The following is a 26,634-nucleotide window of genomic DNA, read 5'->3' as shown; positions in this document are numbered from 1 at the left end:
TTAGAAGTTATGAGAACAACAAATATTACGGTAGAGATTGAATTGGACGAAAATCACGTACCAGAAAAAATGACTTGGAATGCACCAGACGGTGGAATTAGTCACGAAGAAACAAAAGCAATGTTACTTTCTGTTTGGGATGATAAAGCAAAAGAAGCTTTGCGCATCGATTTGTGGACAAAAGAAATGACACAAGATGATATGAAACGTTTCTTTCACCAAATTTTAATTTCGATGTCTAGTTCTTACGAAAGAGCAACAGAGGAAAAAGAAGTTGCAGAAAGAATCGCTGCTTTTGCAGAAGAATTTGCAATTGCTTCAAAAATTAAAGGTTAATTTACTGACCAAATAAAACTTTAAGTCGAATTTCGTAACATTTTGGTTAGAAATTCGACTTATTTTATATCTTTAATTTTCTGACAAGAATAGTCTATGAAACAATTATTTTTTACTTTACTATTTATTACTTCTCTTTCTTCGTTTGCCCAAGAAGAATGGACAATTGAAAAGTGTATTGAGTATGCTTCGAAAAATAATTTGACTGTTCAGCAGAATACCATCAACCAAGAAATTTTCAATAAAAATTTAGAGTTAACCTACAATGCATGGTTGCCAACGGTTTCGGGTTATGTAGATACTAACTTTACAATCGGAACGTATAATCCAACAATAGAAAAGGGATATTATCAATTTGCGCATTCATTTGGTGTACAATCTAGCATTAATATTTATAGTGGTGGAGTTGTTCAATTGAATAAAGACAAAGCTGCTTTGGAATTGGAAGCGTCGAAAGTGCAAACTGCGATGACGATAAATGATATTTCGTTGCAAGTAGCGAATTATTATTTGGCGGTTTTATTGAACAAAGAATTGAAACAAGTTGCAGTTGGAAATCTAACTATTTCGAAACAATTATTGGATCAAAATCAAAAAAAGTTTAAAGCTGGATCTGTAGCTCAATCTGTTGTAGCTCAATCTGAATCTGAAGTCGCGACAAATACACGTGAAGTGGTAAATGCACAAATCGAAATAGAGCGTGCATTGTTCAATTTAGCGATGTTGTTGCAATTAAATGATTACCGAAATTTTGCTGTAACCGATGTGAAGATTCCAGATAATGTTACGTCTCAATTGTATAATTTGGATGATGTGGTGGAAACGGCTTATCAAAATCAGCCTTCTGTCAAACATGCCGAATTGCAAATTGATGTTGCTGCGAAAGAAACTCAAATCGCGCGAACTTCATTATTTCCAAAAGTGACAGGAAGTTTCAATTTCGGAACGAACTATCTGCAATATTTCAACAAGAGATTACGCCAAGATGCGTTATTAGAGCAATTAGGACATAATGTAACAGGTGTTTTTGGAGTTGGTGTGACTATTCCAATTTGGAATCAATATTCCTATAAAATTAATATTCAGAAAGCATTAATCAACGAGGATTTAGCAAAAGTTGGTCTTTTACAATCGAAACAAGAGGTGTTGAAAAATGTTCAGTCTGCTTATTTCGAAGTAAATAGTTCTTATGCGTCATACGATTCGTCGAAAGAAGCGGTAAAATATGCGAAAATTTCATACGATTTTGCGCAAAAATCTTACAATGCCGGTGTAATTAATCAATATGATTTTAACCGTTCGCGTAATGATATGATGGTTGCAGAATCGCAAATGTTGCAAGCGAAATATAACTATATTTTCAAACAAAAAGTATTAGATTTCTATGCTGGCGTTCCTATTACGTTGGAAGAAAAATAGAGGTTTAACTATTTTAATAACCTTTTTTTGATATAATTTATTTCTAGATTTTTTAAATTTAGAAATGATAAATATTCAAGATTATATAAAAAGTTTTTTGTCTCACTTTCCAGAAAATGTAAATCAGCAACCTTGGGAAATCGTAGATAATTTAGAGGAAATTATTACCAATAAAATTCAGCAACTATCTGATGATTATACGATCGAAGGTAGTGTTGCGATTCATAAATCTGCAACTGTAGAGAAAGGAGTTACACTAAAAGGAACAATTATTATTTCAGAAAATTGTTTTATCGGAGCGCATGCGTATTTACGTGGACCAATTTTTCTTGCGAATTCGGTTATTGTTGGCCCGGGATCAGAAGTAAAACAAGCAATTCTTTTTGAAAAATCTGCAATAGCACATTTCAATTTTGTTGGAAATAGTTTAATTGGTGAAAATGTAAATTTTGAGGCTGGTTCTATTTGCGCGAATCATTACAATGAACGTATTGATAAAAATATTTCTGTAAAAGTCAACGATCAAATTATTTCAACTGGTGTAACGAAATTTGGAGCTTTGGTAGGAGACGATTCAAAAATTGGAGCAAATGCAGTTCTTTCTCCAGGAACTATTTTAGAACAAAATTCTATTGTGAACAGATTAGAATTGGTCAAACAAATCGATTAAAGCTAATTATTTTCTCCATTTCTGATAGAAAATCATCTTATCAAACATAAATCATCTAACTTTCGTGATGTATCTTTGCATCATGGCAACAATCTTAAATTTAGAAACTTCAACAAAAAATTGTTCAGTTTCGATTGCTAAAGATGGCGTTCAACTATGTTTGGTTGAAGAAAGTGATGAAAATTATGCACATGGCGAAAAACTGAATCAGTTTGTGGATTGGTGTGTGGAAGGTGCGCAAATAAATTGGAAAGATATCGAGGCGGTTTGTGTTTCAAAAGGTCCTGGGTCTTATACAGGTTTACGTATTGGCGTTTCGTCTGCCAAAGGTTTTGCATATGGTTCTGATATTCCACTTATGGCAATTAATTCGTTGCAAATTTTGGCGGAATCACAATTAAATCAAGAGGCAGATTATATCATTCCGATGATTGATGCTAGACGAATGGAAGTCTATACAGCTTTATTCGATAAGCAAGGAAATCAGTTGACAGAAACTGAAGCGAAAGTAATCGACGAAACTTCTTTTGAAGAATTGAAAGGAAAGAAAATTATTTTTGTGGGTGATGGAGCAGAAAAATGTCAAGAAGTTTTAGCGCATTTGGATGCTACGTTTATACAAATTTTTCCATCGGCAAAAGATATGATTCGTGTTGCGGAAGAAAAATTTAACCAAAAATCATTTGAAGATGTTGCGTATTTCGAGCCATATTATTTGAAAGATTTTGTGGCTGGAAAAAAGAAATCTGAATAAAATAAAAAGAGATTATTTATGAAAAATCTTGTGTTGACAATTGCTTCATTATACGGAATGATTGCGGTTATATTAGGCGCTTTTGGTGCTCATGCATTCAAGAAAATTTTGCCTGCCGAAAAATTAGCAAGTTTTGAAGTTGGAGTACGTTACCAAATGTATCACGCAATTGTTTTGTTAGCTGTTGGAATGTATTTTCAATTTAACAACGGTTTAGAACGCTCTGCCGCTTGGTGTTTAATTGCCGGAACATTTGTTTTTTCTGTGAGTATCTATTTGTTGTCATTCGCAGAACATTGGAATGCAAACCTTAAATTTTTAGGACCAATTACGCCACTTGGAGGATTATTCATGATTATGGGTTGGGGTTTATTGGCTTGGATTTTTATGAAAGGAAGATAATTTTCTTTAAATTTATATAATTGTTAATCAGTTATATGAATTTGTGGAATAAATTATTGGTTGGATTATTATTTTTACTTGCAATTAATACAAAAGCGCAAGATAAATTAGTATTGACCACTCCTTTAATCTTTAAATTAGAAGGTTTTAATAGCAACTTTGAATTGAAATTGTTTAACAACCAACAATTTCAATACAAGTCTGTTTTTCTTAGCTGTATTGTAGAGTTAGATAAAAACGGTAAAGAAATCAATAATGCTGATTATGGTTTTGCTGAAGGAACTTATCAAGTAAAGGATAATAAATTAATCTTAACTGTAAAATCTTCAAGCAACTATTATTCTTTAGAAAAAGAATATTACTTTTTGATTCTTGATAAAAAGACTTTTTTGATTTCTAACAAGGATCGAAAAAATCTCAAAGAAGCAAGAATGAGAAGACCAAATAAATCTTTTCCGAATTATATTATAGATACGGATAATCGTAGAGAATATACATTTTATAGTACTGATCAAAAAGTAACTATCGAAGGTTACGAAAAAGATAAAATATATCAAATGTTTAAATAAAAAGGACACTTTATAAAGTGTCTTTTTTATTTTTAATCTTTACCATTTATCATTTTAGAAACAATTCCAGAATTTTTATTGACTTCATCGATAATAACTCCTATGAGATGAATGAGAAAGAAGATAGGAAACCAATAAATTGCAGTTTTATGCACTTCTTCCATAGGGTCTTTGTAAGTTCCATTTCCCCACATTAAATAAAATCCTGTCACAATATTAATTAGCATTAACAAATAGAAAATCATATAAATTATTCCCTGAAATTTTTCAGATGTTGAATGACTTTTCAAAGGATTAGGAAATCGGATTCCCTTTACCAGCATATAAACAATTCGCACAGCAAAAAGACCTAAAGCGATATAAGCAAATATTTCGTGCCATTGCCACATTGGTTCTAAAGAACTTCTTCCAATTGTTTTTAAAGTAGCGTCAGAAATGTTTAAACCTTCTTTTGAAACTTCATTAGTAATCAAAGCAGAAAGATTTTTCTTACTCATCCATTCCATTCTCAAAAAACCAGTTAAGAAAAGCATTATCATCGATATTCCGATTGTCCAATGTAATAATCGATGAGTTAAAGTAAACTTTTTCATAATTTATAGTGATTAAAAAAACCTCTCAAAATTGAGAGGTTTTTGTTGTATTTTTTTATTCAAAATCGTCTTCGTCAAATTCGAATTCTTCAAATGTACATTCAATTTCGAAAGGAATATCTTTTTCAGATTCTTCTACAAAATCTTGCACTTCACCTTTCCAATTCAAGGTCAAAATTCCTTTGTCATTCACACTAAAAGTTAATTCGTTGTTTACCGTTTCGTAATCTTCTTCCGAAACATTTAACGTTGTGTAATATACTTCCACAGTTTCACCTTCTTCGTCTTCTTCCTCGGCAAAACCATAAGGAATAGAAACTTTTTTACCGTTTAATTCCTCCACAGATTCTACATCCAAAGGAAAATCATCAATAAATAAAGAAAGTTGAGGAAAATCGTTTTGTAACGAATCGCCTTCTACGTGTTCTAAGTCATCAGTCGAATGTATTTCGACCAACAAACATTTTTTATTTCCTTGAAAAACGACTTTGCATAACGATTTTTCAATATTATAATTAAATGTTTCATCCGGATGGAAGAACTTAATTGTTTTCATTGTTTTGTTAATGTATGTTATTAATTATGAGTACGAATATAATTAAGTTCAATTAATTATCACAAAAAAAATGAGAGAAATTATATTTTTTCGCCTCTAAACCAAAAAAGCCATCTATCTAAGATAAATGGCTTCTATGATTTAATGAATATTCAATTCGATTATTTTGCAGCTTCTTCAGTTGCAACAGCTGGTTTAGCTGATAAATCTACTTGTAATAAAACTTCGTCTTTTACAATAGAACCTCCAGCACCTACGAATGCAATTCCGAAATCTTTACGGTTAATTCCGAATTCTTCAGATTTGATTGTAACACCATTCGCATCAACAGTTACATTAGCTTTGAAAGTAACATTTTTAGGAACTCCACGGAAATCTAAGTTTCCAGAAATTTCTGAATTGTAATCACCTCCTTCTAAAGCTTTAACTCCTGTAATTTCGAAAGTTGCAGTTGGATATTTTTCAACGTCTAAAAAATCAGCAGATTTTAAGTGTCCGTCTAATTTTCCTTTGCTTTCTGCATCAGCATCTAAATCTTTAGATTCGAAAGAAGCAAAATCAGCAACAAATTTCCCTGATTCTAAAACTCCGTCGTGTACTTTTACAGAACCTTCTTTTAATTTTACTACTCCGTAGTGACCTTCTTCTGGTTTGTTGATATCGTCAAAAGTTTTTCCACCTTTCCAATTTACAACAGATGCAGTTGTATCAACAGCATATTCTGCAGCTCCTTCAGTTGATGTAGCTCCTTCTTGAGCTTCTGTAGCAGCTTTAGTTTCAGTTTTTCCTCCACAAGATGTTAATGCAACAGCAGAAACAACAGCCAATCCTAAGAATAATTTTTTCATATCGCTTTTTTTAATTTTTTTCTATTGCAAAACTATAATATAAATTAATAGTTGATATTGATTTATATCAATAAATGAAATAATTAAACAATTATTTCATATTGAATAAATCTAATACCTTAGCCAAACATAAGAAAAATTATTTAATCGTGCTAAACGTAAAACAACTCAGTTATAATTATCCAGATTTCGAAGAAAAAGTACTCGATAACATCAATTTTGCAGTTAACAAAGGCGAAGTGATAAGTATTATCGGAGAAAGTGGAAGTGGAAAATCAACTTTACTGAAATTGATTTATGGTTTGTTGGATTTTAAAGAAGGAGAAATTTACTATCATACAAAAAAATTACGTGGTCCTGCTTATAACTTGATTCCAGGTCATAAAATGATGAAATATGTTGCCCAAGATTATGATTTGTTAGATTTTGTGACGGTTGGCGAAAATGTCGGAAAATTTTTAAGCAATTTTGATTTAGAACTTAAACAACAACAAATTGACGAAGCATTAACGGTGGTTGAAATGTTAGACTTTAAACATATTTTTCCAAATAAACTGAGTGGAGGTCAGCGACAGCGTGTGTCTATTGCACGAGCTTTGGCACAACAACCGGAAATTTTGTTGCTGGATGAACCTTTTTCTAATTTAGATCAAACATTAAAATTAACCATTCGAGAAAAAATTATGGATTGGTGCAAGGCGCATCAAATTACAGTGATTTTTACGACGCATGATTTGAATGATGCTTTTTATACTTCGGATAAAATTTTAGTTTTGCAGAATGGAAAAATGATTCAGTTTGATGAGGTAGAAAATGTGCGAAATTCTCCTGCGACAGCTTATGTAGCCAAACTTTTTGGTTATGTAAACGTGTTGGATGATTCGCAAGATTTAGGAATCGATTCTTCTAAAATTGTCATTTATCCAGAAGAAATTACAATTTCTGAAAATGGAAAATTTGAAGGAAAAGTAATTTCATCAAAATTTCAGGGAAGAGATTATTTGGTAAGATTTACATTCAAAAACATTGAATTGTTGACTTATTCTTCTCAAAAATTAACGAAAGATGAGTTGATACATTTTGAAGTTATAAAATTTCATCAATTATGCATTTAGAAAGTTTACAAGTAACGGAATTGTGTAGTGAACGATTAATTTTGATGCCATTCACGATTTCCATTTGCGAAAATATATTACAAAATAATTATACCGATTTAGAGCAATTAAATTTGATTAGAGGAAAAGGTTGGCCAGATGCAGATGTAATCGAAACATTGCCTCGAATTATTGTGAACTTGTCTAAAGTTGACGCACCAACAGGTTTCGAATCGTGGATGATTATCAAGAAATCAACGCGAGAAATAATTGGTGACATTGGTTTTAAAGGTTATAATTTTGTTGGAAGAAGTTGTGATATTGGTTACGGAATTATCGAAGCAGAAAGAAAGCAAGGTTTTGCTGTGGAAGCAGCTGCAGAATTGATAAATTGGGCATTTACGAAAGAAACTTTAGAGGAAGTTACCGCTTGTTGTTTGATAGAAAATATTGGTTCAACTAAACTTTTGACAAAACTAAATTTCACTGAATTAAGTCGAGATTCAACTATGATTTATTGGTCGTTGTTGAGAGAAAATAAATTGAGTTAAAAGATCTTGTCAAGGTCTTTTAAAAATTTGATATAAAAAAAAGCGAAATTCAAATTATGAATTTCGCTTTTTTGTTTTTATTTATTCAACAAGAAATCTAAAACTTCTGTTGTAAAATCTTTCGGATTTTCGGCATGTAACCAATGTCCTGCATTTGCAATTTTCTTGATTTCTGCATTTGGAAAACGTTCTTTGATCATCATTTCATCTTCTGGCATAATGTAATTTGAATTTGCACCACCCAAAAATAAAGTTGGACCATCAAATTCGCCTTTTAACAATTCAGAACCAATCATCTCTTGATAATATTTATCCAAAATATCTAAATTGAATCGAAAAGCATATTTCCCATTATCGGCATGATACACGTTTTTCAACAAAAATTGTCGCACACCAATTTCAGGAATATATTGTTCTAAAATCGCTTCTACATCTTTTCGAGTTTCAACTTGATCAAAATTGACAGATTTCAACGCCTTGAAAATCGCGTTATGATGAGGTTGATACGCTTTTGGAGCCATATCCGCCACAATCAAATGATCTAATCTATTTTGATGAATCATTGCAAAATCAATCACAATTCTTCCGCCAAGAGAATGTCCCAACAAATGTGCTTTTTCGATAGAATTTGCATCCATATAATTCACAATATCTTGCGTCATCGCTGCCAAAGAAGAATCTTCGCTATGAAAGCTACGTCCATGATTGCGTAAATCAATCAAATGTGTAGTAAAATATTCACCAAAATGTTTTCCTAATGTGCTCCAATTATCCAATTGCCCGAATAATCCATGAAAAACCAACAAATGTTTTTCACCAGAACCGACAATTTTGCTATGTAAGATTTCTGCCATTTTTTACAAATTTGCTAATTCAATTTTACGTAAATACGCTTGTATTGTATTTTCTAAACCTAAATATAAAGCTTCAGAAATTAGAGCATGACCAATAGAAACTTCTGCAATTGTTGGAATTTCGCGAATAAAATATTCAATATTGTCCAAACTTAAATCGTGTCCAGCATTTACAGCCAAGCCATTTTCGATTGCCAATTTAGCTGTTTCTTTATAAGGATTAATCGCTTCAAGATTTCCTAAACCATATTGAGTTGCAAATTCTTCTGTGTACAATTCGATTCGATCAGCACCAGTTTTTGCAGCACTTTCAATTAAAGCAGGATTTGGATCTAAGAAAATAGATGTTCTGATTCCAGCGTCTTTAAAGGTTTTAATCACATCAGTTAAATAATCAAAATGTTTGATTGTATCCCAACCAGCATTTGATGTAATCGCATCTTCTGCGTCAGGAACCAAGGTAACTTGTTCTGGTTTTGAGTTTAAAACCAATTCCATGAAACTATCAATCGGTTTTCCTTCAATATTAAATTCAGTTGTTACAACAGGTTTCAAATCGTACACATCTTGGTAACGAATATGACGTTCATCTGGACGTGGATGAATCGTAATTCCTTGTCCTCCGAATTCCTGAATTTTGATTGCCGCTTCTACAAGATTTGGCGTATTTCCACCACGTGCATTACGAATTGTGGCAATTTTATTTATATTAACACTTAATTTAGTCATGATTTTATATTATAATTTTTTTATATCAGAAAGCGAAATGCTTTGCATAATTTCTAAGTCAAATTTACGACAAGCTGTCAACAAATGATCGAAAATATCGGACTGAATTCTTTCAAATTCCAAATTGCTTGCCGAAGTTGTAAAACAACCAATTTCTAACGGCATTCCAAGTGGAGAAACAGGTAATTGTTTCACAATAATTGGATCATTTTGCGAAACAGTTTTCAAACTTTTTAAATAATGTTCAACATAAATTCTAAAAACACCAATATTGGTTAAATTTTTACCATTAATATCTAAATCAGAATTTTCAATGTTTTGATTATAGATGGAAATTTCGTGACGTTTTTGTTGAATATAATGATGAATTAAAGTAATATTTTCGAAACGATTTAACATTTCTTCGTTACAAAACTGAAAAGAATTGACATTAAACGAAACCGAACGTTTTATTTGACGTGTTCCAGTCGCCAACATCGCCATATGATTGGTTACTTGCGACGAAACCAAATCCACAGTAGGAACCGTTGCAATAGATTTATCAAACTTCTCAATTTTCACCAAATTGATGTTAATTTCTTTTACTGTTCCTTCAATATCGCCCTTTGAAACGGTAATCCAATCGCCAACTTTTACAATTTTAGAATAGGAGATTTGCAAGCCAGAAACAAATCCGAAAATCGCATCACGAAAAATCAATAAAACAGCTGCAGTTAAAGCTCCGAGAACAGTAATAATTGTGTTTTTATCAACCGTAAACAAAATCATTATTCCAGAAATTATCGCAAAAAATGTGATAATAAACTTCAACATTTGCCCAAAAGTTCGCACTCCAATTGTGGTATAACTGTTTTCTTCGTTGTACACATCAATAATTGTATTGATAACTCGGAAAATAAGTTGCGTAAAAACGATTAATGAAATAAGTTGCGTAATGCGTTGAACAACATGAAAAATATTTCCTTCATTCTTGAATAAAATAACATTCATGCTTAATGCAAAACTGATTGGAATAAGATGAATAGCTGAAAGAAAGACTTTGTTTTTGTACAAAAATTTCAACCAATCGTTTTCGGTGAAATTCTTTAATTTTTTTAGAAGCGGAAGAATAATAGCTCTTAGCACAAAATCTAACACAAAAAGAATAGCTATCCAAGTGACAATTTCTAAGAAATTAAAAAGATTTTCAGACAAATCAATTTTGAAATATTGATTGAAAAAAAATTTTACACCATCAGAAAATTCTTCATAAAAAGATTTATCTTGCATAAGCTGTTAATTGAGTTTAAATAGATTTGTTTGTGCAAAGTTACAGTTTTAAAAATACTAAAATAATGGATAACGATAGTATACTAAATCTTATTAGTGGAATTTTATTGGTTGTTGGTTTGGTCGGAACTGTTTTGCCAGTTTTACCAGGAGCACCTTTGGCATTGGTCGGATTATTAGTTTTTAAATTTAGTGGTGATTGTAGTTACAATTGGGGAACGATAATTATTGCAGGACTTTTTGTGTTATTAGGTGCGCTTTTAGATTATTTACTGCCTGCATATATGACCAAAAAATTAGGCGGAACCAAATACGGAATTTGGGGATCTATTGTCGGATTAATCATCGGATTATTTTTTCCACCAATCGGTTTTATCGTAGGACCTTTTTTGGGAGCGTTATTAGGCGAATTAATTTTTACTGCGGCTTCGCCCAAGGTTGCTTTAAAATCTGCTTTCGGATCTTTTGTAGGATTTATTTTGACAACAGGTTACGACATTATATTAACGTTAATCTTTATCGGAATATTTGTATATCAACTGATGAATTAATCAGATTAAATGGTTGAAATTAGGTCAATAAAAAAAAATGACCTATATTTGCAAAGAATTTAAAGGAATAAATGGAGGAGGGCTGGTTATAGCTCTCTTTTTCGTTGTATATGGATTCAAGTAAAGTAAAACAGCTGATAGACGAAGCAATTGCGGAAAATCCGTCATTGTTTCTTATCGATTGGAAAATCACTCCAGATGATAAAATTGTAATTTTAGCAGATGGAGACGAAGGTCTTTCAGTCGAAGAAATTGTAAGAATAAGTCGACATGTAGAGCACAATCTTGATAGAGAAGAATGTGATTTTGCATTAGAGGTTTCCTCTCCTGGTGTAGGAAGTAACCTAACCATGCCACGCCAATTTGCCAAAAATGTAGGAAGAACTTTAGAAGCTACATTAAGCGACAAAGTGGTGGAAGGCGAAATTGTAGAAGCCGATGAAGAAGGTGTTACAATTTTTTGGGAAGCGCGCGAACCAAAACCTGTAGGAAAAGGAAAAATTACAGTAGAACACGAAGAAAAAATAAATTACGCTGACATCAAGAAAGCGATTATAAAAGTCACCTTTTAAAAAAATTAAAGTTTAATGGACAATCTTGCATTAATTGAATCTTTTGGAGATTTTAAAGACGATAAGAACATCGACCGTATTACGCTGATGGCAATCTTAGAAGAAACCCTGAAAAGTGTTTTGAAAAAGAAATATGGTACAGATGATAACTTTGATATTATTGTAAATCCTGATAAAGGAGACTTAGAGATTTGGCACAACCGTATCGTTGTAGAAGACGGTTTCTCAGAAGACGACGCAACAGATATCGAATTATCTGAAGCACGTAAAATTGAGCCAGATTTTGAAGTAGGTGAAGAAGTATCGGAAAAAATTCCGATCGAAGCATTAGGTCGTCGTGCGATTTTAACATTACGCCAAACATTGGTTTCTAAAGTAATGGAGCATGATAATTCTAATTTATACGAAAAATTTAAAGGTTTAATTGGAGAAGTAGTTTCGGGAGAAATCCACTATGTACGTCACAAACAAGTGATTATTATGGATGACGAACAAAACGAAATGATTTTACCAAAAGAAAATCAAATACCATCAGATTTTTTCAGAAAAGGAGATACATTACGTGCAGTTGTAGATGACGTAAAATTAAGAGGAGCAAAACCTCAAATTATTTTATCTAGAACATCACCAAAATTCTTAGAGAAATTATTTGAACAAGAAATTCCTGAAATTTTAGACGGATTAATTACAATCAAAAATGTAGTTCGTATCCCTGGAGATAAAGCAAAAGTTGCAGTAGAATCTTACGACGATCGTATCGATCCAGTAGGAGCTTGTGTCGGAATGAAAGGATCTCGTATCCATTCAATTGTACGCGAATTACGTAACGAGAATATCGACGTAATCAACTACACAAACAACATGAGTTTGTTTATTCAACGCGCTTTAAGCCCAGCTAAAATTTCGAATATCGAAATTAATGAAGAAGAAAACAAAGCCTTAGTTTACGTAAATGCAGACGAAGTTTCGAAAGCAATTGGTAAAGGAGGTTACAATGTTCGTTTAGCTTCTAAATTAGTTGGAATGGAAATTGATATTTTCAGAGAAGGAGCCCAAGACGAAGACGTAGAATTATCAGAATTCTCAGACGAAATCGATGCATGGGTAATCGAAGCATTTAGTGCTATCGGGTTAGATACTGCCAAAAGTATTTTAGAACAAGATGTTGATGATTTAATCAAACGTACGGATTTAGAAGAAGAGACGATCTTAGACGTAATCCGTGTGTTAAAAGAAGAGTTTGAAGATTAATTCATACTCAAGTCATAAACAATTCATACATTTGCAAACATTAAAATAAGAGATTAGCTTCATATGTCGGAAACAATAAGATTAAGTAAAGTATTAAAAGAATTAAATATATCAATAGATAGAGCTGTTGATTTTTTAGAAGGGAAGGGTACAACAGTAGAAAAAAATCCGAACTCTAAAATCGATGTGCCAACTTACGATATTTTAGTTAATGAGTTCCGATCTGATGCTAAACAAAAGCAAGCTTCCGGTGAAGTAGTCATTAACAAAATTTCAGATATCAAAGCCGCTGAGAAAAAAGAAGCAGAAGCAAAAGCTGCAACTGAAAAACCAGTAGAAAAGAAACCTGAAATCATTGAAACGACGAAAGTTGAATTGGAAGGACCAAAGACTGTTGGAAAAATAGACTTAGATGCTTTGAAACCTAAAGCCAAAGTAGAAAAAACTGCGGTAAAAGAAGAGGTGAAGAAAGAAGAAATCAAGAAAGAGGAAGCTCCAAAAGCTGAACCAAAAACTGAATCAAAAGAGGAAACGAAAGGACCAAAAGTGATTAAAGTTATTGATCTTGATAAAATAAATAATACAGGTAAACCTAAAAAGCAAGATTCTCCAGCTCCTAAAAAAGAGCAAGCAGAACCTAAAAAGGCGGAAGCACCGAAGGCGGAAGTTAAAAAAGAGGTGAAGAAAGAAGAACCTAAAAAGGTGGAAGAGGTTAAAAAGCCTGAAATAAAAACGGAAGCGAAGCCTGAAGTGAAGAAAGAAGAGATTGAAGAAGTAGCAGCAGTTGAACCTCAAAAAATTGAAACTGTCTACACAAAATTAGATGGACCTAATTTTACAGGTGCAAAGATTGACTTATCTAAATTTGATAAGAAAAAAACTGACGATAAAAAAGGGAATCAAAAAGGTGCTAATAACGCTGCTGACAAGAAAAAGCGCAAACGTATCCAGAAAAACGTTAAACCAGAAGATGTAGCAAAAGCTGGAGAAAACGGAGGAAACAATAACAATCGTCAAGGTGGTAATAACAACCACGGAGGAGGAAATAATAACAACCGTCAAGGTGGTCAAGGACAAGGTGGAAATCGCCCAGGAGGTCAAGGCGGAAATCGTCAAGGCGGACAAGGTGGTAATCGTCAAGGTGGTGGAAACTTTAGAGGTGGAAACAATCGTGGACCAAGAGTTCCTCAAGTAGAACTTTCTGACGAAGATGTTAAAAAACAAATTAAAGACACTTTAGATAAACTTACTAATAAAGGAAAAGGATCTAAAGGGGCTAAACACAGAAGAGACAAACGTAAAGAACGTCGTGAGTTTGCTGAGCAAGAGCAAGAAGCAATGGACATGGACAAAACTTTACACGTAACAGAATTTGTAACGGTTAACGAATTAGCTTCGTTAATGGATGTTTCTGTTACAGAAGTTATCTCTGCATGTATGTCATTGGGAATCATGGTTACCATGAACCAACGTCTTGAAGCGGATACAATTCAATTAGTTGCAGATGATTTCGGATTCGAAGCAGTATTTGCTAATGCTGAAGAAGAAATCTCAACTGAAGAAGAAGAAATCGATAACGAAGAAGATTTAGTAACTCGTGCGCCAATCGTAACTGTAATGGGACACGTTGACCACGGTAAAACATCTTTATTAGATTATATTCGTAAAGCAAACGTAATTGCTGGTGAGTCTGGAGGTATTACACAACACATTGGTGCGTACAACGTAACATTGCCAAGTGGTAAACGTGTAGCGTTCTTAGATACACCAGGTCACGAGGCCTTTACAGCGATGCGTGCTCGTGGTGCTCAGGTAACGGATATTGCAATTATCGTGATTGCGGCCGATGACCAAATCATGCCACAAACACGTGAAGCAATTTCTCACGCTCAAGCAGCTGGAGTACCAATGGTATTCGCAATCAACAAAGTTGATAAACCAGCAGCTAATCCAGAAAAAGTAAAAGAGCAATTAGCTCAAATGAACTTATTAGTTGAAGACTGGGGTGGTACTTACCAATCTCAAGAAATTTCGGCTAAATCTGGTTTAGGAGTAGAAGATTTATTAGAAAAAGTATTATTAGAAGCTGAGGTATTAGACCTTAAAGCAAATCCAAAACGTAAAGCTTCTGGTACAGTTGTAGAAGCTGCATTAGACAAAGGACGTGGATATGTTTCGACAATTATTGTACAAACAGGTACATTACACATCGGAGATTATGTATTAGCAGGATCTCACCATGGTAAAGTTCGTGCAATGTTAGATGAGCGTGGTAACAATATCAAAGTTGCTGGACCATCAACACCAGTTACAATATTAGGATTAGCAGGTGCGCCAACTGCAGGTGATAAGTTCAAAGTTTACGAAGACGAACGCGAAGCGAAACAAATTGCAACTCGTAGAGATCAATTACAACGTGAGCAAACTATTCGTACACAAAAACACATCACACTTGATGAGATTGGACGTCGTATCGCTTTAGGAGATTTCAAAGAGTTGAATATTATCTTGAAAGGGGACGTGGATGGTTCTGTAGAAGCATTAACAGACTCTTTACAAAAACTTTCGACAGAAGAAATTATTGTTAACATCTTACACAAAGGAGTTGGACAAATTACAGAATCTGACGTATTATTAGCTTCTGCTTCAGATGCGATTATTATCGGATTTAATGTTCGTCCTGGTGGATCTGCTCGTGATATTGCAGAAAAAGAAGAAGTTGAAATTAGAACTTACTCAATTATCTATGCTGCGATCGAAGAGATTAAAGAAGCGATGGAAGGTATGTTATCTCCAGAGTTGAAAGAGCAAGTAACTGGTAATATTGAAGTTCGTGAAACATTCAAAGTAACGAAAGTTGGTACTATTGCTGGATGTATGGTCTTAGACGGTAAAGTTTACAGAAACTCTAGTATTCGTATCATTCGTGACGGAGTTGTGATCCACGATGGTGAATTAGCTTCATTGAAACGTTTCAAAGATGACGTGAAAGAAGTTAGTAAAGGTTACGAATGTGGTCTTAACATCAAAAACTTCAATGATATTCAAGTAGGTGACATTATCGAAGCTTACGAAACTGTAGAGGTTAAAAAGAAATTGAAATAATCAATTCTCAACAAATATTTTAAAAGGAGCTCAATTTGAGCTCCTTTTTTTATGAAATTTTATTTAATAAAAATCAATACTCTACTTGTTATATAGAATTATATTCTATTATTAATCTTATTTTCAGAATAGAATCTCTGTTTAACATTAATTTAAAGTTTTCTTTTATTTTATTTAAAAACGACTTGTTTTATATTCTATAAAGTCTATAAATTTGCTAGACTTTTAAAATTGTAAATATGAACAAGAAATTATACTCACTCAAAAAAATATTTTTTCTAACTGCTCTTTTCGGCGGAACATTTTTATTCGCCCAAACCAAAGTCACAGGTACGGTTGAAGATGTAAATGGACCAATCGATCAAGCAACGGTTAATGTAAAAGGAACAAATATTACGACGATAACAGATGCAGATGGTTTATATCAATTAACGTTAGAGCCTGGGAAGTATGAAATTATTGTTTCAAAAATAGGTGAGCCAACAACGACGCAAACGATTAATGTGCTTGATGAAAATGAAGTTTCTTTAGATTTCTTTTTGCAATCAATCAATTCGGATACTGATCTTAGCGAAGTCGTTTTGATTGGTTCGCGAGCAGTTGGACGTACACAATTAGATTCTTCAACGCCAGTTGATGTGATAGATATTAAAGAGGTGACAAAAGATGTAGGACAAGTTTCGTTGAATCAAATCTTAAATTATGTTGCGCCATCTTTTAGCTCGAATACGCAAGTTATTTCTGATGGAACAGATCACATCGATCCTGCTTCTTTGCGCGGTTTAGGACCAGATCAAGTATTGGTTTTGATTAACGGAAAGCGTCGTCATACAACATCATTGGTTAATATTAATGGTTCGTTTGGTAAAGGTTCTGTTGGTACAGATTTGAATGCGATTCCAACTTCTGCGATCAAAAGAATTGAAATTCTTCGAGATGGAGCCGCTGCTCAATATGGTTCTGATGCGATTGCAGGTGTGATTAATATTGTCTTGGAAGATTCGACAGATAAACTACGTGCGTCAATTTCGTATGGAGGAAATCTTTCGAAAAATGCAGAAGATAATTTTGATGGTGAAACTTTTCAAGCGAATGTAAATTATGGTGTAAAAGTGGGTGAAAAAGGAGGATTTGTAAATGTTGCAGGTTCTTACGACAAACGTCAACCATTCAATCGTCAAAAAGAATTTACAGGAACAATTTTCTCAGATTATAATCGACCAGATTTATATCCAAATCCAACTGGAAAAGATATTTCAGAGGAGGAATTAGCCCGTCGTGGAGAAACGCGAGCTGATTATGTTTCGCGCATTGGACAATCAAAAAATGAAGGAGGAGCAATTTTTATAAACTCACTTTTTCCAGTTTTAGATAAAACCGAAATTTATGCATTTGGAGGATTAAATTATCGTTTGGGTGAATCGGCGGCTTTTCGTCGTCAGCCTGCTCAGTTACATCAAACAGTAGCGTCAATTTATCCAAATGGATTTTTACCATTAATTCAAACTAATAATTACGATCGCTCTTTAGCAGCGGGAATTCGTAGTGAAATTAACGGTTGGAAAGTTGATTTTTCGAATACATACGGAAATAATACCATCGATTTTGGAGTCAAAAATACAGTTAACGCATCGATGAAAGAATCTTCGCCAACATCTTTTGAAGCTGGTGGATATCGTTTTACGCAGAATACAACCAACCTAGATTTTACACGTTTTTTTGATGATGTTTTAGCTGGAATTAATGTCGCGTTTGGTGCAGAATTTCGTTATGAAAATTATCAAATTGTAGGAGGCGAAGAAGCATCTTATGCGAATTATGGTAAAGTTCGTCAAATTGGTGTAGACGGAAATGGAAAGCCAATTTATGTACAAGATTTTAATGGAAATATCAATACTTTATTTGCTGCAAATGGTACTGCTTTAGCAGGTGGAGCGCAAGCTTTTCCTGGTTTTTTACCAGCGAACGAAGTCAATGCGAATCGTCATTCTGTTGCGGCGTATTTAGATACTGAATTTAATTTTACGAAAGATTTCTTAGTAGCTGCTGCGTTACGTTACGAAGATTATTCAGATTTTGGATCAACGTTAAATGGAAAAATTTCGACTCGATACAAATTAGGAAACTATGTGTTGAGAGCGGCTGCAAGTACAGGATTTAGAGCACCATCTTTACATCAATTATATTTTAGCGCAACTTCAAGTTTATTCTTAGATGGAGCAATTTCTAATTCAGGAACTTTTACAAATGATAGTCGCGCTGCGAAATTATTAGGAATTCCACAATTGAACGAAGAGAAATCGAAATCAGTTTCGGCTGGAGCAACGGCAAATTGGGGAAAATTCAAATTGAGTGTTGATGGATATTTCATCAGAATTGATGACCGAATCATTTACACAGGATCTTTCACAGGAAGTAATGCAGCAAATGCATCAGCTCAAGACAAAGAGATTTACGAATTATTGCAACAAGCAAATGCAACTTCGGCGCGTTTCTTTGCCAATGCAATTGATACCGAAACGAAAGGAATAGATGTTGTTTTAACGTATCAAGATCGTTTAGGCGCAGGGAAATTACGTGGAGATTTATCGGCGACTTTTAGTAAAACAAATGTTGTGGGCGATGTTCATGCTTCGGATTTATTGAAAGGAAAAGAGTCTACTTATTTTGATCGTTCGAGTCGTATTTATTTAGAATCAGCTATTCCTCGCACAAAAATCAATTTATCCCTGAATTATTCATTGGATAAATGGAATGTTTATTTAAGAAATGTATATTTCGGAGAGGTTGATGCGGCGACAAATACGGTGGCAGAATCGCAAACATTTAGTGGAAAAGTTGTAACAGATTTGAGTTTTGGCTATGCTTTCAACAAAAATATTTCGTTAACAATCGGTGCAAATAATTTGTTTGATATTTATCCTGATGAAACGAAAATTGGAGGAAATAGAGGAGCAGGATATTTCGTGTATTCACGTACTGGACAACAATTCGGAACTGGAGGACGTTTTGCTTTTGCTCGTTTATCATTAAGTTTATAATTTAAATAGTTTATATGTTTTACCAAATCTTTGTCTTAATTGATGGAGGTTTGGTATTTTTGTTTAAATCGATTTTATGAAAAAAATATCATTTATTATAGTCTCATTCTTCGCGATTATTCAGCTGAATGCGCAAGAATCTTACAAAAATGGAGTTGTTGTAACAGCTCATCCCGAAGCTTCAAAAGTTGGAGTTGAAATTCTGAAAAAAGGAGGAAATGCGATTGACGCTTCTATTGCGGTTCAGTTTGCGTTGGCGGTTGTTTATCCAAATGCAGGAAATATTGGTGGCGGCGGATTTTTGGTTTATCGCGATGCAAAAGGGAAGACAGATGCGTTAGATTATCGTGAAAAAGCACCTTTGAAAGCGAGTGAAGATATGTATTGGGACAAAAATGGCAATGCAATTACTGATCTTAGTTTGTATGGACAATTTGCTGCAGGTGTTCCTGGAACAGTCGACGGAATGGTGAAAGCGCATGAAAAATATGGTAAATTAAATTGGAAAGAATTAGTTCAGCCAGCTATTAATTTAGCTCAAAAAGGATTTAAAATAACAAAGCAACAAGCGAGCGAACTGACAAATAAGCACAATGATTTTGTAAAATATAATTCAAAAACGAATGCTTTAACCTCTAAATCATCTTGGAAAGAAGGAGATTTACTAATTCAGAAAGATTTAGCTAATACGTTAAAATTAATTCAGCAAAAAGGTCGAGCTGGTTTTTATGAAGGAAAAACAGCTGATTTAATTGTCAAAGAAATGAAACGTGGAAACGGAATTATTTCGCACGAAGATTTAAAAGAATATCAATCAGTTTGGAGAACGCCAGTTTCTGGAAATTATAAAGGTCTTAAAGTGATTTCGATGCCGCCGCCTTCAAGTGGAGGAATTGCATTGGTTTCGTTATTTCAATCAATCGAAGATTATCCAATTAATAAATGGGGATTTCAGGCAGATTCTACAATTCAAGTGATGGTAGAAGCAGAGCGTCGCGTTTATGCTGACCGTGCCGAACATTTAGGTGATCCAGATTTTATAAAAGTTCCACAAAAACAATTATTGGATAAAAGTTATAATGTGAATCGAATGAAAGACTTTTCGTTTGATAAAGCAACACCAAGTTCAGCAGTCAAAGCGGGAGAAATAATCGGTAAAGAATCGATGGAAACGACGCATTATGTGATTGTTGATAAAGATGGAAATGCCGCTTCTGTAACGACTACTTTGAATAATTCGTACGGATCTTTGGTTGTTGTAGAAGGAGCAGGATTTTTGTTGAATGATGAAATGGATGATTTTTCTGTAAAACCAGGTACACCGAATTTGTATGGTTTGGTTGGAGGAAAAGCCAATGCGATAGAGCCTTCGAAAAGAATGTTAAGCTCGATGACGCCTTCTATTTTAGAGAAAGATGGTAAATTGTTTATGGTTGTGGGAACACCAGGTGGTTCTACAATTATTACGTCTGTTTTTCAAGCAATTTTGAATGTTGTTGATTTCGGAATGACGATGCAAGAAGCTGTTGCAGCACCAAGATTTCATCATCAATGGTTACCAGATCAAATCGATTATGAACCAAATGCAATTTCAGAAAACGTTCGCGAATCTTTAAAACAAAAAGGTTATACATTGAAAGAGCGTAAACCTTACGGACGTGTAGAAGGGATTCTAGTGAACTCTGACAAAACATACCAAGCAGGTGCAGATCCACGAGGAGATGACAAAGCGGTGGGATATTAAGAAATGAAAATCGTAAGCTTTAAAAAATTATTATTTATGTATGTTTCAGATTATTAGTGTTTTAAATTTTATTTATTCGGAAAATTGATTTGAAATTCATGAATATTAATATATCTCTATTGTGTTTTTTTTAAATATTTGCTTTCATTTGAAATAAATTATTAAAACATGAGAAAATATTTTACTTTAGAAAAGTTGTTAGCTCTATTATTACTGTCTTCTGGCGTATTTGCTCAAAAGATGGAATTTAGATCATTGAATGATCCAAGAACTGCGGTTAGAGGTATATCAAATGGTGGAAATGCGGCTCTTATTGGATATACATATAATTACGCAACAAATTCATTTGTTAAAATAGATACTGGTATCATCAGTTACGCAAATATGAACGAAAAGGGTGATATTGTAGGTACAAGCAAAATAAATGACCTTGTTACACCTGTTTATAAATTAAACGGAACTTCTGATTGGATTCCTACATCTGTTTTTTCTGATTTAACAAAAAGTGATGTTGTAACAGTTTATTCAATTAGTAATAATGGGCGATATATAACAGGGCAAATGAAATCTGTTCCATTTGTTTATGATATACAAACAAAAGAAATAGTAAACTTGTTACCTAAAGATTATAAATATGGAGCGGGTTATAGTGTAAATAATGATGGTACAACTGTAGGATGGGTGGATGCTTATCTAAATGGAACGTTTAGAGAATTAGGTGTAATGAAACCTAACAAACCAGTAGAGATTATTTTATCAGAAATTTCTGAGCCAGTTAATAACCATATTTGGCATATCGACGATAAAGGAATTGTTGTAGGAGAAATAGGTTTAAAACCTTTTATGTACAACTTAAATACAAAAGAATATAAGATTTTCGATTTACCAGCAGGTTATAGAACAGGTACTTTTTTATATTCATCTAATGGAATAATGGTTGGATATGCACAAAATATGGTTTCAGATCGTGATGCAATTATTTATCACAAATCTTTTGGTGACCAACCTAAGTTAATTAAAGACTTGATGATAGAACAAGGGCTTGAAATTACAATTCCAGGAGGCAAATTAGGATCGGCAAATGTTATTTCTGAAAATGGAGATTTTATCGGAGGAAATGAAATAGGAAATGGAAATCTTGTTCCAGGGTGGATATTGAAATTAAATGGTTACTTCGATACAAAAGAATGTAATATTAATGTTCCATCTGATATTCAAATACAATCAAAATTAGGAGATATTTCTTCTATAGTGAACTATGAAGTAACATCTGATTGTCCAGATTATAAATTAGTTTTAGTAAATGGATTTCCATCTGGAAGTGAATTTCCGATGGGAATAACTACGGTTGCTTACAATTTAGTGGATACTGATGGTAAGGTAATTAATTCTGCATCATTCAAAGTTTATGTAAAAGATTCTTATTGTACACCTAGATTTACGGCGATTGTAGAACCTATTACAAAAGTAAAAATTGGTACGATTGATAATACAACTACAAATTATGTGACAGCAAATGAGAACGAATATTTTTTAGATCAATCAACAGATTTGAAACAAGGAGGTACTTATGATATCACTGTTGCAGGAAATACAAATGGAACAGCAGAGACAAGTGAATTTGTAGTTTATTTTGATTTAAATCAAGATGGAATTTTTAATCCAGATACTGAAGGATATTATGTTGGAGCAATTACAGGTTCTACAGGAGCAGATGGTAAAACTGTTACAAAATCAATTACACTTCCTGATAATGCAAAATTAGGTAAAACACGTATGCGCATTATGAAAACATATAGATTAGTGCCAGATAATCCATGTTCTACTACTTATGCTTATGGACAAAGTGAAGATTACTCGATCAATTTTATAGAAAATTTAGGGATGTCTGATATAAATTCAAAAGATCTTAAAATCTATCCAAATCCAGTTAAAAATATTTTATCAATCGATTCTAAATCAATGGTAAAAAATGTTAGAATTATTAATATAGCTGGGCAAGAAGTTTACAATAAACAATTAAATAAAATGAATCCTCAGGTTAATGCTTCTCATCTACCAAAAGGAGTTTATATAATAAATATTGAGACTACTGAAGGAATTGTTACAAAAAAAATCATCAAAGATTAAATAAATCTTTGACGAATTAGCACTAATCATGAAAAAGGAACTCGAATAGAGTTCCTTTTTCATTTCTAAGAGAAACTTTTAAGACAAAACGTCTCTAATTTCTGGATTTTTATCAAACTGTGCCTTTGCGAAAGGACATAAAGGAATTACTTTTATATTATCTTTTCTCACCCAATCTACTAAGGCTAATAAAGCTTTTTTACCAACACCTTGTCCACCATATGCTTCGTCAACCTCTGTATGATCGATAATAATTTTATCATTACCAGCCCAAACGTAAGCCATTTCTCCAGCTTTTTTATCGCCATCTAAAACAACAAAAGCACCATTTTTCTTATCATCAATTTGTTTAATTTCCATGAGTTTAATTTTTTAAGTTGTATATTAATCTTCTAAAGTACCAAATTTTCCGTTATTAAAATCCTCAAAAGCTTCGCGAATTTGCTCTTGTGTATTCATCACAAAAGGACCATAAGAAGCGATTGGCTCATTAAGAGGTTCTCCACTCAAAATTAATACCACACTATTTTCTGTTGCTTCAATTGAGAAATCTTCGCCTTCGTTTGTAAACAATAATAAGTGATCCGTTGGAACAATTTCTTGGTTGTTCACTTTTACTTCTCCATCAATAACTAATAAAACGGTATTGTAATTTGCAGGAAAACTAAAATTAGCTTTTCCACCTTCATTCAATTTTGCATTCAGCATATTAACAGGAGAAAATGTTGATGCAACACCTTTTGTTTGGTTGTATTCACCAGCAATAATTTCGATAAAACCATTTTCAACTTCTACAGTAGGAATATCTTTATGTTCAATTGCCTGATATTTTGGAGTGCTCATTTTATCCTTTGCAGGAAGATTTACCCACAATTGAACCATTTGAAAAATTCCACCTTGTTTATAAAATTCTTCTGCATGATATTCTTTGTGTAAAACACCAGAAGCTGCTGTCATCCATTGTACATCGCCTTGATGAATTGTTCCACCTCCTCCAGAACTATCATGATGAGAAACGCTTCCTTCATAAGCAATTGTTACCGTTTCGAAACCACGGTGTGGATGCACGCCAACACCTTTTGGTTTGTCTGTTGCTGGGAAATGAAATTTTGAATTGTAATCTAACATAATAAATGGATCCATTCTTCTCATATCTAAATGATAACCACTTGGAATAAAATTGTGTACTCTAAATCCATCTCCTACAAAATGTGGCTCTCTTGGCGCAATAACTGCTTCTATTTTTTTTGTGTTCATATTCTTGAATTTATTTGTATTACAAATTTACGATGACCTAATTCGCTTTATCTTGATGTAGGTTAAGAAGTGTTTTTGAGTGAATTTTGATTGATAATGAACTATTTTAGATATATAAGTAAAGATCCTGAACTCTTTTCAGGATCGCATTAAGTTATTAAAACTATAAAAGCATCTCAATTGAGATGCTTTTATAGTTTTAGTGTTTGAAGTTGATCATTATAATAAATCTTCATCAACCATATTTGGTAAAGTAACTTTCAACAAAGGTTCTTCTTCCATGGCGCGTTTTATCGCAAAAATAGCTTCTTCGTTTCTTGCCCAAGAGCGACGAGCAATTCCATTGTTCACATCCCAATGCAACATTGATTTTAAACGTTGTTCAGCATCTGAAGAACCGTCTAGCAACATTCCGAAGCCACCATTGATTACTTCTCCCCAACCAACGCCTCCGCCGTTGTGAATAGAAACCCAAGTAGCGCCTCGGAAACTGTCTCCAATTACATTGTGAATCGCCATATCAGCTGTGAATTTTGAACCATCATAAATATTAGATGTTTCACGGAAAGGAGAATCTGTTCCAGAAACATCATGATGATCGCGACCTAAAACAACTGCTCCGATTTCTCCTTTCGCAATTGCATCGTTAAATGCTTTCGCAATTTTAATTCGTCCTTCTGCATCTGCATATAGAATACGTGCTTGCGATCCAACAACCAATTTGTTTTCTTGTGCTCCTTTTATCCACGTAATATTATCTTGCATTTGTTGCTGAATTTCATTCGGAGAATGTTGCATGATTTCTTCTAAAACTTGGCAAGCAATTTCATCTGTTCTTTGTAAATCTTCTGGTTTTCCCGAAGTACAAACCCAACGGAAAGGTCCAAATCCAAAATCGAAACACATTGGCCCCATAATGTCTTGAACGTAAGAAGGGTATTTAAAATCGATATTATTTTCAGCCATTACATCTGCTCCAGCACGAGAAGCTTCTAATAAAAAGGCATTTCCATAATCGAAGAAATAGGTTCCTTTCGCAGTATGTTTGTTGACAGAATCTGCATGACGACGCAAGGATTCTTGTACTTTTTCTTTGAATAACTCAGGATTATTTGCCATCATTTCATTGGCTTCATCGAAAGATAATCCAACAGGATAATAACCTCCAGCCCAAGGATTATGTAATGAAGTTTGATCTGAACCTAAATCGATATATAGATTTTCTTGGTCAAATTTTTCCCAAACATCAACCACATTTCCATCATAAGCAATCGAAACAACTTCTTTATTTTCTTTGGCTTCGCGAACACGAGCAACTAATTCATCCAAATCAGTAATCACTTCGTCCACCCAGCCTTGTTCATGACGTTTGTATGTCGCAGCAGGGTTTACTTCGGCAGTTACAGAAACAACACCTGCGATATTTCCCGCTTTCGGTTGCGCACCTGACATTCCACCAAGTCCTGCCGTTACAAATAATTTCCCTGCTGTACCTTCATTATCGATTTTGCGACAACCATTCAAAACAGTAATCGTAGTTCCATGAACAATTCCTTGCGGACCAATGTACATATAACTTCCTGCGGTCATTTGCCCGTATTGAGAAACACCTAACGCATTCATCTTTTCCCAATCATCCGGTTTCGAATAATTAGGAATCACCATTCCATTTGTAACGACAACTCGCGGTGCATTTTTGTGTGAAGGAAATAATCCCATCGGATGTCCAGAATACATCACCAAGGTTTGCTCGTCTGTCATTTCAGACAAATATTTCATTGTTAAAAGATATTGCGCCCAGTTTTGGAATACCGCGCCATTTCCTCCATAAGTAATCAATTCTTCAGGATGTTGTGCAACTGCATGATCCAAATTATTTTGAATCATTAATTGAATTGCTTTTGCTTGTTCCGAATTTCCTGGGTAATCTGTAATTGGGCGAGCAAAAATTTTATAATCAGGCATCAAACGATACATATAAATACGTCCGAAATCTTCTAATTCTTGCTTAAATTCTGGAATTAATTCTGCATGATCTTTTGGTTCGAAATAACGTAACGCATTTTTTAACGCTAATTTTTTTTCGTCTTCCGATAATATTTCTTTACGCTTTGGTGCGTGACTTACGTTAGGATTTCTGTCTTTTTTTTGAGGTAAAACAGAAGGAATGCCTTGTTTTATTTGTTCTTGAAAAATCATTTTTTTGTGTTTTTATATTTTGCGTTAAACGTTATAAGTTTTACGATTTTTTGTTGTTATTCTGATTTCTATGACAAAACCAAGTTATTTTTATAAATATTTTGATTTTTAATTAGTGCATAAATTCTGTGAATTATTTT

The 26,634-nt window shown here is 33.5% G+C and carries 24 protein-coding genes; 15 read left to right on the top strand and 9 right to left on the bottom strand.

All coding sequences use genetic code 11. The features are described from left to right. Positions 1 to 9 precede the first annotated feature (9 nt). The 6 genes from gldC (at position 10) to HXZ74_RS02590 (ending at position 4,150) form a co-directional block, all read left to right on the top strand. Complete coding sequence (gene gldC, locus HXZ74_RS02615; protein ID WP_038335027.1) at positions 10 to 336, top strand: gliding motility protein GldC; 327 nt, start codon at positions 10 to 12, stop codon at positions 334 to 336. Positions 337 to 432: 96 nt separating this feature from the next. Then, positions 433 to 1,755, top strand: a complete 1,323-nt coding sequence (locus tag HXZ74_RS02610) for a TolC family protein (protein ID WP_114997947.1) — start codon at positions 433 to 435, stop codon at positions 1,753 to 1,755. Between the two features lie 64 nt (positions 1,756 to 1,819). Then, entirely contained in the window at positions 1,820 to 2,425 is a 606-nt protein-coding gene (locus HXZ74_RS02605; protein ID WP_114997944.1) for a DapH/DapD/GlmU-related protein, read from the top strand. A gap of 82 nt (positions 2,426 to 2,507) precedes the next feature. Then, entirely contained in the window at positions 2,508 to 3,179 is a 672-nt protein-coding gene (gene tsaB, locus HXZ74_RS02600; protein WP_286473705.1) for a tRNA (adenosine(37)-N6)-threonylcarbamoyltransferase complex dimerization subunit type 1 TsaB, read from the top strand. Between the two features lie 18 nt (positions 3,180 to 3,197). Then, positions 3,198 to 3,581: a DUF423 domain-containing protein gene (locus HXZ74_RS02595; RefSeq protein ID WP_286473701.1), complete on the top strand. Its 384-nt coding sequence runs from the start codon at positions 3,198 to 3,200 to the stop codon at positions 3,579 to 3,581. A 35-nt stretch (positions 3,582 to 3,616) separates the two neighbouring features. Beyond that, the gene (locus tag HXZ74_RS02590; RefSeq protein ID WP_286473696.1) at positions 3,617 to 4,150 is read left to right on the top strand and encodes a hypothetical protein; all 534 of its coding nucleotides are present in this window, start codon (positions 3,617 to 3,619) and stop codon (positions 4,148 to 4,150) included. 32 nt (positions 4,151 to 4,182) lie between these two features. On the opposite strand, the gene HXZ74_RS02585 is transcribed toward HXZ74_RS02590, so the two are convergent. From HXZ74_RS02585 to HXZ74_RS02575, 3 genes are all read right to left on the bottom strand, one after another. After that, positions 4,183 to 4,743 carry a cytochrome b/b6 domain-containing protein gene (locus HXZ74_RS02585; protein WP_280049060.1) on the bottom strand — a complete coding sequence of 187 codons (561 nt, stop codon included), beginning with the start codon at positions 4,741 to 4,743 and terminating at the stop codon, positions 4,183 to 4,185. Between the two features lie 55 nt (positions 4,744 to 4,798). Continuing rightward, the gene (locus HXZ74_RS02580; protein WP_280062407.1) at positions 4,799 to 5,299 is read right to left on the bottom strand and encodes a hypothetical protein; all 501 of its coding nucleotides are present in this window, start codon (positions 5,297 to 5,299) and stop codon (positions 4,799 to 4,801) included. A gap of 161 nt (positions 5,300 to 5,460) precedes the next feature. After that, complete coding sequence (locus tag HXZ74_RS02575; protein WP_280062408.1) at positions 5,461 to 6,147, bottom strand: YceI family protein; 687 nt, start codon at positions 6,145 to 6,147, stop codon at positions 5,461 to 5,463. A 149-nt stretch (positions 6,148 to 6,296) separates the two neighbouring features. On the opposite strand from HXZ74_RS02575, the gene HXZ74_RS02570 reads away from it, so the two are divergent. Continuing rightward, on the top strand, positions 6,297 to 7,262 hold the full coding sequence (locus HXZ74_RS02570; protein ID WP_115001914.1) for an ABC transporter ATP-binding protein: 966 nt from the start codon (positions 6,297 to 6,299) through the stop codon (positions 7,260 to 7,262). After that, positions 7,253 to 7,792, top strand: a complete 540-nt coding sequence (locus tag HXZ74_RS02565; protein ID WP_114997934.1) for a GNAT family N-acetyltransferase — start codon at positions 7,253 to 7,255, stop codon at positions 7,790 to 7,792. Before HXZ74_RS02570 ends, HXZ74_RS02565 begins: the two co-directional genes overlap by 10 nt. A 77-nt stretch (positions 7,793 to 7,869) precedes the next feature. On the opposite strand, the gene HXZ74_RS02560 is transcribed toward HXZ74_RS02565, so the two are convergent. The 3 genes from HXZ74_RS02560 to HXZ74_RS02550 are packed head-to-tail and all read right to left on the bottom strand — an operon-like array spanning position 7,870 to position 10,644. Next, positions 7,870 to 8,646, bottom strand: coding sequence for an alpha/beta fold hydrolase (locus HXZ74_RS02560; protein WP_280062410.1), 777 nt, complete (start codon positions 8,644 to 8,646; stop codon positions 7,870 to 7,872). Between the two features lie 3 nt (positions 8,647 to 8,649). After that, positions 8,650 to 9,375 carry a pyridoxine 5'-phosphate synthase gene (locus HXZ74_RS02555; RefSeq protein WP_038335044.1) on the bottom strand — a complete coding sequence of 242 codons (726 nt, stop codon included), beginning with the start codon at positions 9,373 to 9,375 and terminating at the stop codon, positions 8,650 to 8,652. Between the two features lie 9 nt (positions 9,376 to 9,384). Then, positions 9,385 to 10,644, bottom strand: coding sequence for a mechanosensitive ion channel family protein (locus HXZ74_RS02550; protein ID WP_038335045.1), 1,260 nt, complete (start codon positions 10,642 to 10,644; stop codon positions 9,385 to 9,387). A gap of 65 nt (positions 10,645 to 10,709) precedes the next feature. On the opposite strand from HXZ74_RS02550, the gene HXZ74_RS02545 reads away from it, so the two are divergent. The 7 genes from HXZ74_RS02545 to HXZ74_RS02515 all read left to right on the top strand — a co-directional run bounded on the left by HXZ74_RS02545 (position 10,710) and on the right by HXZ74_RS02515 (position 23,038). Continuing rightward, a complete protein-coding gene (locus HXZ74_RS02545; RefSeq protein WP_038335046.1) occupies positions 10,710 to 11,195 on the top strand; it encodes a DUF456 domain-containing protein in 486 nt (161 codons plus the stop codon). A gap of 110 nt (positions 11,196 to 11,305) precedes the next feature. After that, positions 11,306 to 11,767: a ribosome assembly cofactor RimP gene (rimP, locus tag HXZ74_RS02540; RefSeq protein WP_038335047.1), complete on the top strand. Its 462-nt coding sequence runs from the start codon at positions 11,306 to 11,308 to the stop codon at positions 11,765 to 11,767. Between the two features lie 15 nt (positions 11,768 to 11,782). Next, entirely contained in the window at positions 11,783 to 13,018 is a 1,236-nt protein-coding gene (nusA, locus tag HXZ74_RS02535; RefSeq protein ID WP_038335048.1) for a transcription termination factor NusA, read from the top strand. A 63-nt stretch (positions 13,019 to 13,081) separates the two neighbouring features. Continuing rightward, positions 13,082 to 16,123 carry a translation initiation factor IF-2 gene (gene infB, locus HXZ74_RS02530; RefSeq protein WP_280062411.1) on the top strand — a complete coding sequence of 1,014 codons (3,042 nt, stop codon included), beginning with the start codon at positions 13,082 to 13,084 and terminating at the stop codon, positions 16,121 to 16,123. A gap of 239 nt (positions 16,124 to 16,362) precedes the next feature. Further along, entirely contained in the window at positions 16,363 to 19,164 is a 2,802-nt protein-coding gene (locus tag HXZ74_RS02525) for a TonB-dependent receptor (RefSeq protein WP_280062412.1), read from the top strand. A 76-nt stretch (positions 19,165 to 19,240) separates the two neighbouring features. Continuing rightward, on the top strand, positions 19,241 to 20,908 hold the full coding sequence (ggt, locus tag HXZ74_RS02520) for a gamma-glutamyltransferase (protein WP_286473693.1): 1,668 nt from the start codon (positions 19,241 to 19,243) through the stop codon (positions 20,906 to 20,908). A 168-nt stretch (positions 20,909 to 21,076) separates the two neighbouring features. After that, positions 21,077 to 23,038: a T9SS type A sorting domain-containing protein gene (locus HXZ74_RS02515; RefSeq protein WP_286473690.1), complete on the top strand. Its 1,962-nt coding sequence runs from the start codon at positions 21,077 to 21,079 to the stop codon at positions 23,036 to 23,038. Positions 23,039 to 23,116: 78 nt separating this feature from the next. Here HXZ74_RS02515 and HXZ74_RS02510 read toward each other — a convergent pair whose 3' ends face one another. The 3 genes from HXZ74_RS02510 to hutU form a co-directional block, all read right to left on the bottom strand. Beyond that, positions 23,117 to 23,398 carry a GNAT family N-acetyltransferase gene (locus HXZ74_RS02510; RefSeq protein WP_180905279.1) on the bottom strand — a complete coding sequence of 94 codons (282 nt, stop codon included), beginning with the start codon at positions 23,396 to 23,398 and terminating at the stop codon, positions 23,117 to 23,119. A gap of 24 nt (positions 23,399 to 23,422) precedes the next feature. Further along, complete coding sequence (locus HXZ74_RS02505; protein ID WP_286473688.1) at positions 23,423 to 24,295, bottom strand: pirin family protein; 873 nt, start codon at positions 24,293 to 24,295, stop codon at positions 23,423 to 23,425. Between the two features lie 219 nt (positions 24,296 to 24,514). After that, the gene (gene hutU / locus HXZ74_RS02500) at positions 24,515 to 26,494 is read right to left on the bottom strand and encodes a urocanate hydratase (RefSeq protein ID WP_286473686.1); all 1,980 of its coding nucleotides are present in this window, start codon (positions 26,492 to 26,494) and stop codon (positions 24,515 to 24,517) included. Positions 26,495 to 26,634: the final 140 nt, after the last annotated feature.

This window comes from Empedobacter sp. R750, from assembly GCF_030324345.1.
Lineage (GTDB): Bacteria > Bacteroidota > Bacteroidia > Flavobacteriales > Weeksellaceae > Empedobacter > Empedobacter falsenii_C.
This window is presented reverse-complemented; position numbering and strand designations above follow the sequence as displayed.

Excerpts from the sequence above, each read along its gene's own strand:
- gldC (WP_038335027.1), top strand. The coding sequence starts at position 10 with ATGAGAACAACAAATATTACGGTAGAGATTGAATTGGACGAAAATCAC.
- HXZ74_RS02610 (WP_114997947.1), top strand. The coding sequence starts at position 433 with ATGAAACAATTATTTTTTACTTTACTATTTATTACTTCTCTTTCTTCG.
- HXZ74_RS02605 (WP_114997944.1), top strand. The coding sequence starts at position 1,820 with ATGATAAATATTCAAGATTATATAAAAAGTTTTTTGTCTCACTTTCCA.
- tsaB (WP_286473705.1), top strand. The coding sequence starts at position 2,508 with ATGGCAACAATCTTAAATTTAGAAACTTCAACAAAAAATTGTTCAGTT.
- HXZ74_RS02595 (WP_286473701.1), top strand. The coding sequence starts at position 3,198 with ATGAAAAATCTTGTGTTGACAATTGCTTCATTATACGGAATGATTGCG.
- HXZ74_RS02590 (WP_286473696.1), top strand. The coding sequence starts at position 3,617 with ATGAATTTGTGGAATAAATTATTGGTTGGATTATTATTTTTACTTGCA.
- HXZ74_RS02585 (WP_280049060.1), bottom strand. The coding sequence starts at position 4,743 with ATGAAAAAGTTTACTTTAACTCATCGATTATTACATTGGACAATCGGA.
- HXZ74_RS02580 (WP_280062407.1), bottom strand. The coding sequence starts at position 5,299 with ATGAAAACAATTAAGTTCTTCCATCCGGATGAAACATTTAATTATAAT.
- HXZ74_RS02575 (WP_280062408.1), bottom strand. The coding sequence starts at position 6,147 with ATGAAAAAATTATTCTTAGGATTGGCTGTTGTTTCTGCTGTTGCATTA.
- HXZ74_RS02565 (WP_114997934.1), top strand. The coding sequence starts at position 7,253 with ATGCATTTAGAAAGTTTACAAGTAACGGAATTGTGTAGTGAACGATTA.
- HXZ74_RS02560 (WP_280062410.1), bottom strand. The coding sequence starts at position 8,646 with ATGGCAGAAATCTTACATAGCAAAATTGTCGGTTCTGGTGAAAAACAT.
- HXZ74_RS02555 (WP_038335044.1), bottom strand. The coding sequence starts at position 9,375 with ATGACTAAATTAAGTGTTAATATAAATAAAATTGCCACAATTCGTAAT.
- HXZ74_RS02550 (WP_038335045.1), bottom strand. The coding sequence starts at position 10,644 with ATGCAAGATAAATCTTTTTATGAAGAATTTTCTGATGGTGTAAAATTT.
- HXZ74_RS02545 (WP_038335046.1), top strand. The coding sequence starts at position 10,710 with ATGGATAACGATAGTATACTAAATCTTATTAGTGGAATTTTATTGGTT.
- rimP (WP_038335047.1), top strand. The coding sequence starts at position 11,306 with ATGGATTCAAGTAAAGTAAAACAGCTGATAGACGAAGCAATTGCGGAA.
- nusA (WP_038335048.1), top strand. The coding sequence starts at position 11,783 with ATGGACAATCTTGCATTAATTGAATCTTTTGGAGATTTTAAAGACGAT.
- infB (WP_280062411.1), top strand. The coding sequence starts at position 13,082 with ATGTCGGAAACAATAAGATTAAGTAAAGTATTAAAAGAATTAAATATA.
- HXZ74_RS02525 (WP_280062412.1), top strand. The coding sequence starts at position 16,363 with ATGAACAAGAAATTATACTCACTCAAAAAAATATTTTTTCTAACTGCT.
- ggt (WP_286473693.1), top strand. The coding sequence starts at position 19,241 with ATGAAAAAAATATCATTTATTATAGTCTCATTCTTCGCGATTATTCAG.
- HXZ74_RS02515 (WP_286473690.1), top strand. The coding sequence starts at position 21,077 with ATGAGAAAATATTTTACTTTAGAAAAGTTGTTAGCTCTATTATTACTG.
- HXZ74_RS02510 (WP_180905279.1), bottom strand. The coding sequence starts at position 23,398 with ATGGAAATTAAACAAATTGATGATAAGAAAAATGGTGCTTTTGTTGTT.
- HXZ74_RS02505 (WP_286473688.1), bottom strand. The coding sequence starts at position 24,295 with ATGAACACAAAAAAAATAGAAGCAGTTATTGCGCCAAGAGAGCCACAT.
- hutU (WP_286473686.1), bottom strand. The coding sequence starts at position 26,494 with ATGATTTTTCAAGAACAAATAAAACAAGGCATTCCTTCTGTTTTACCT.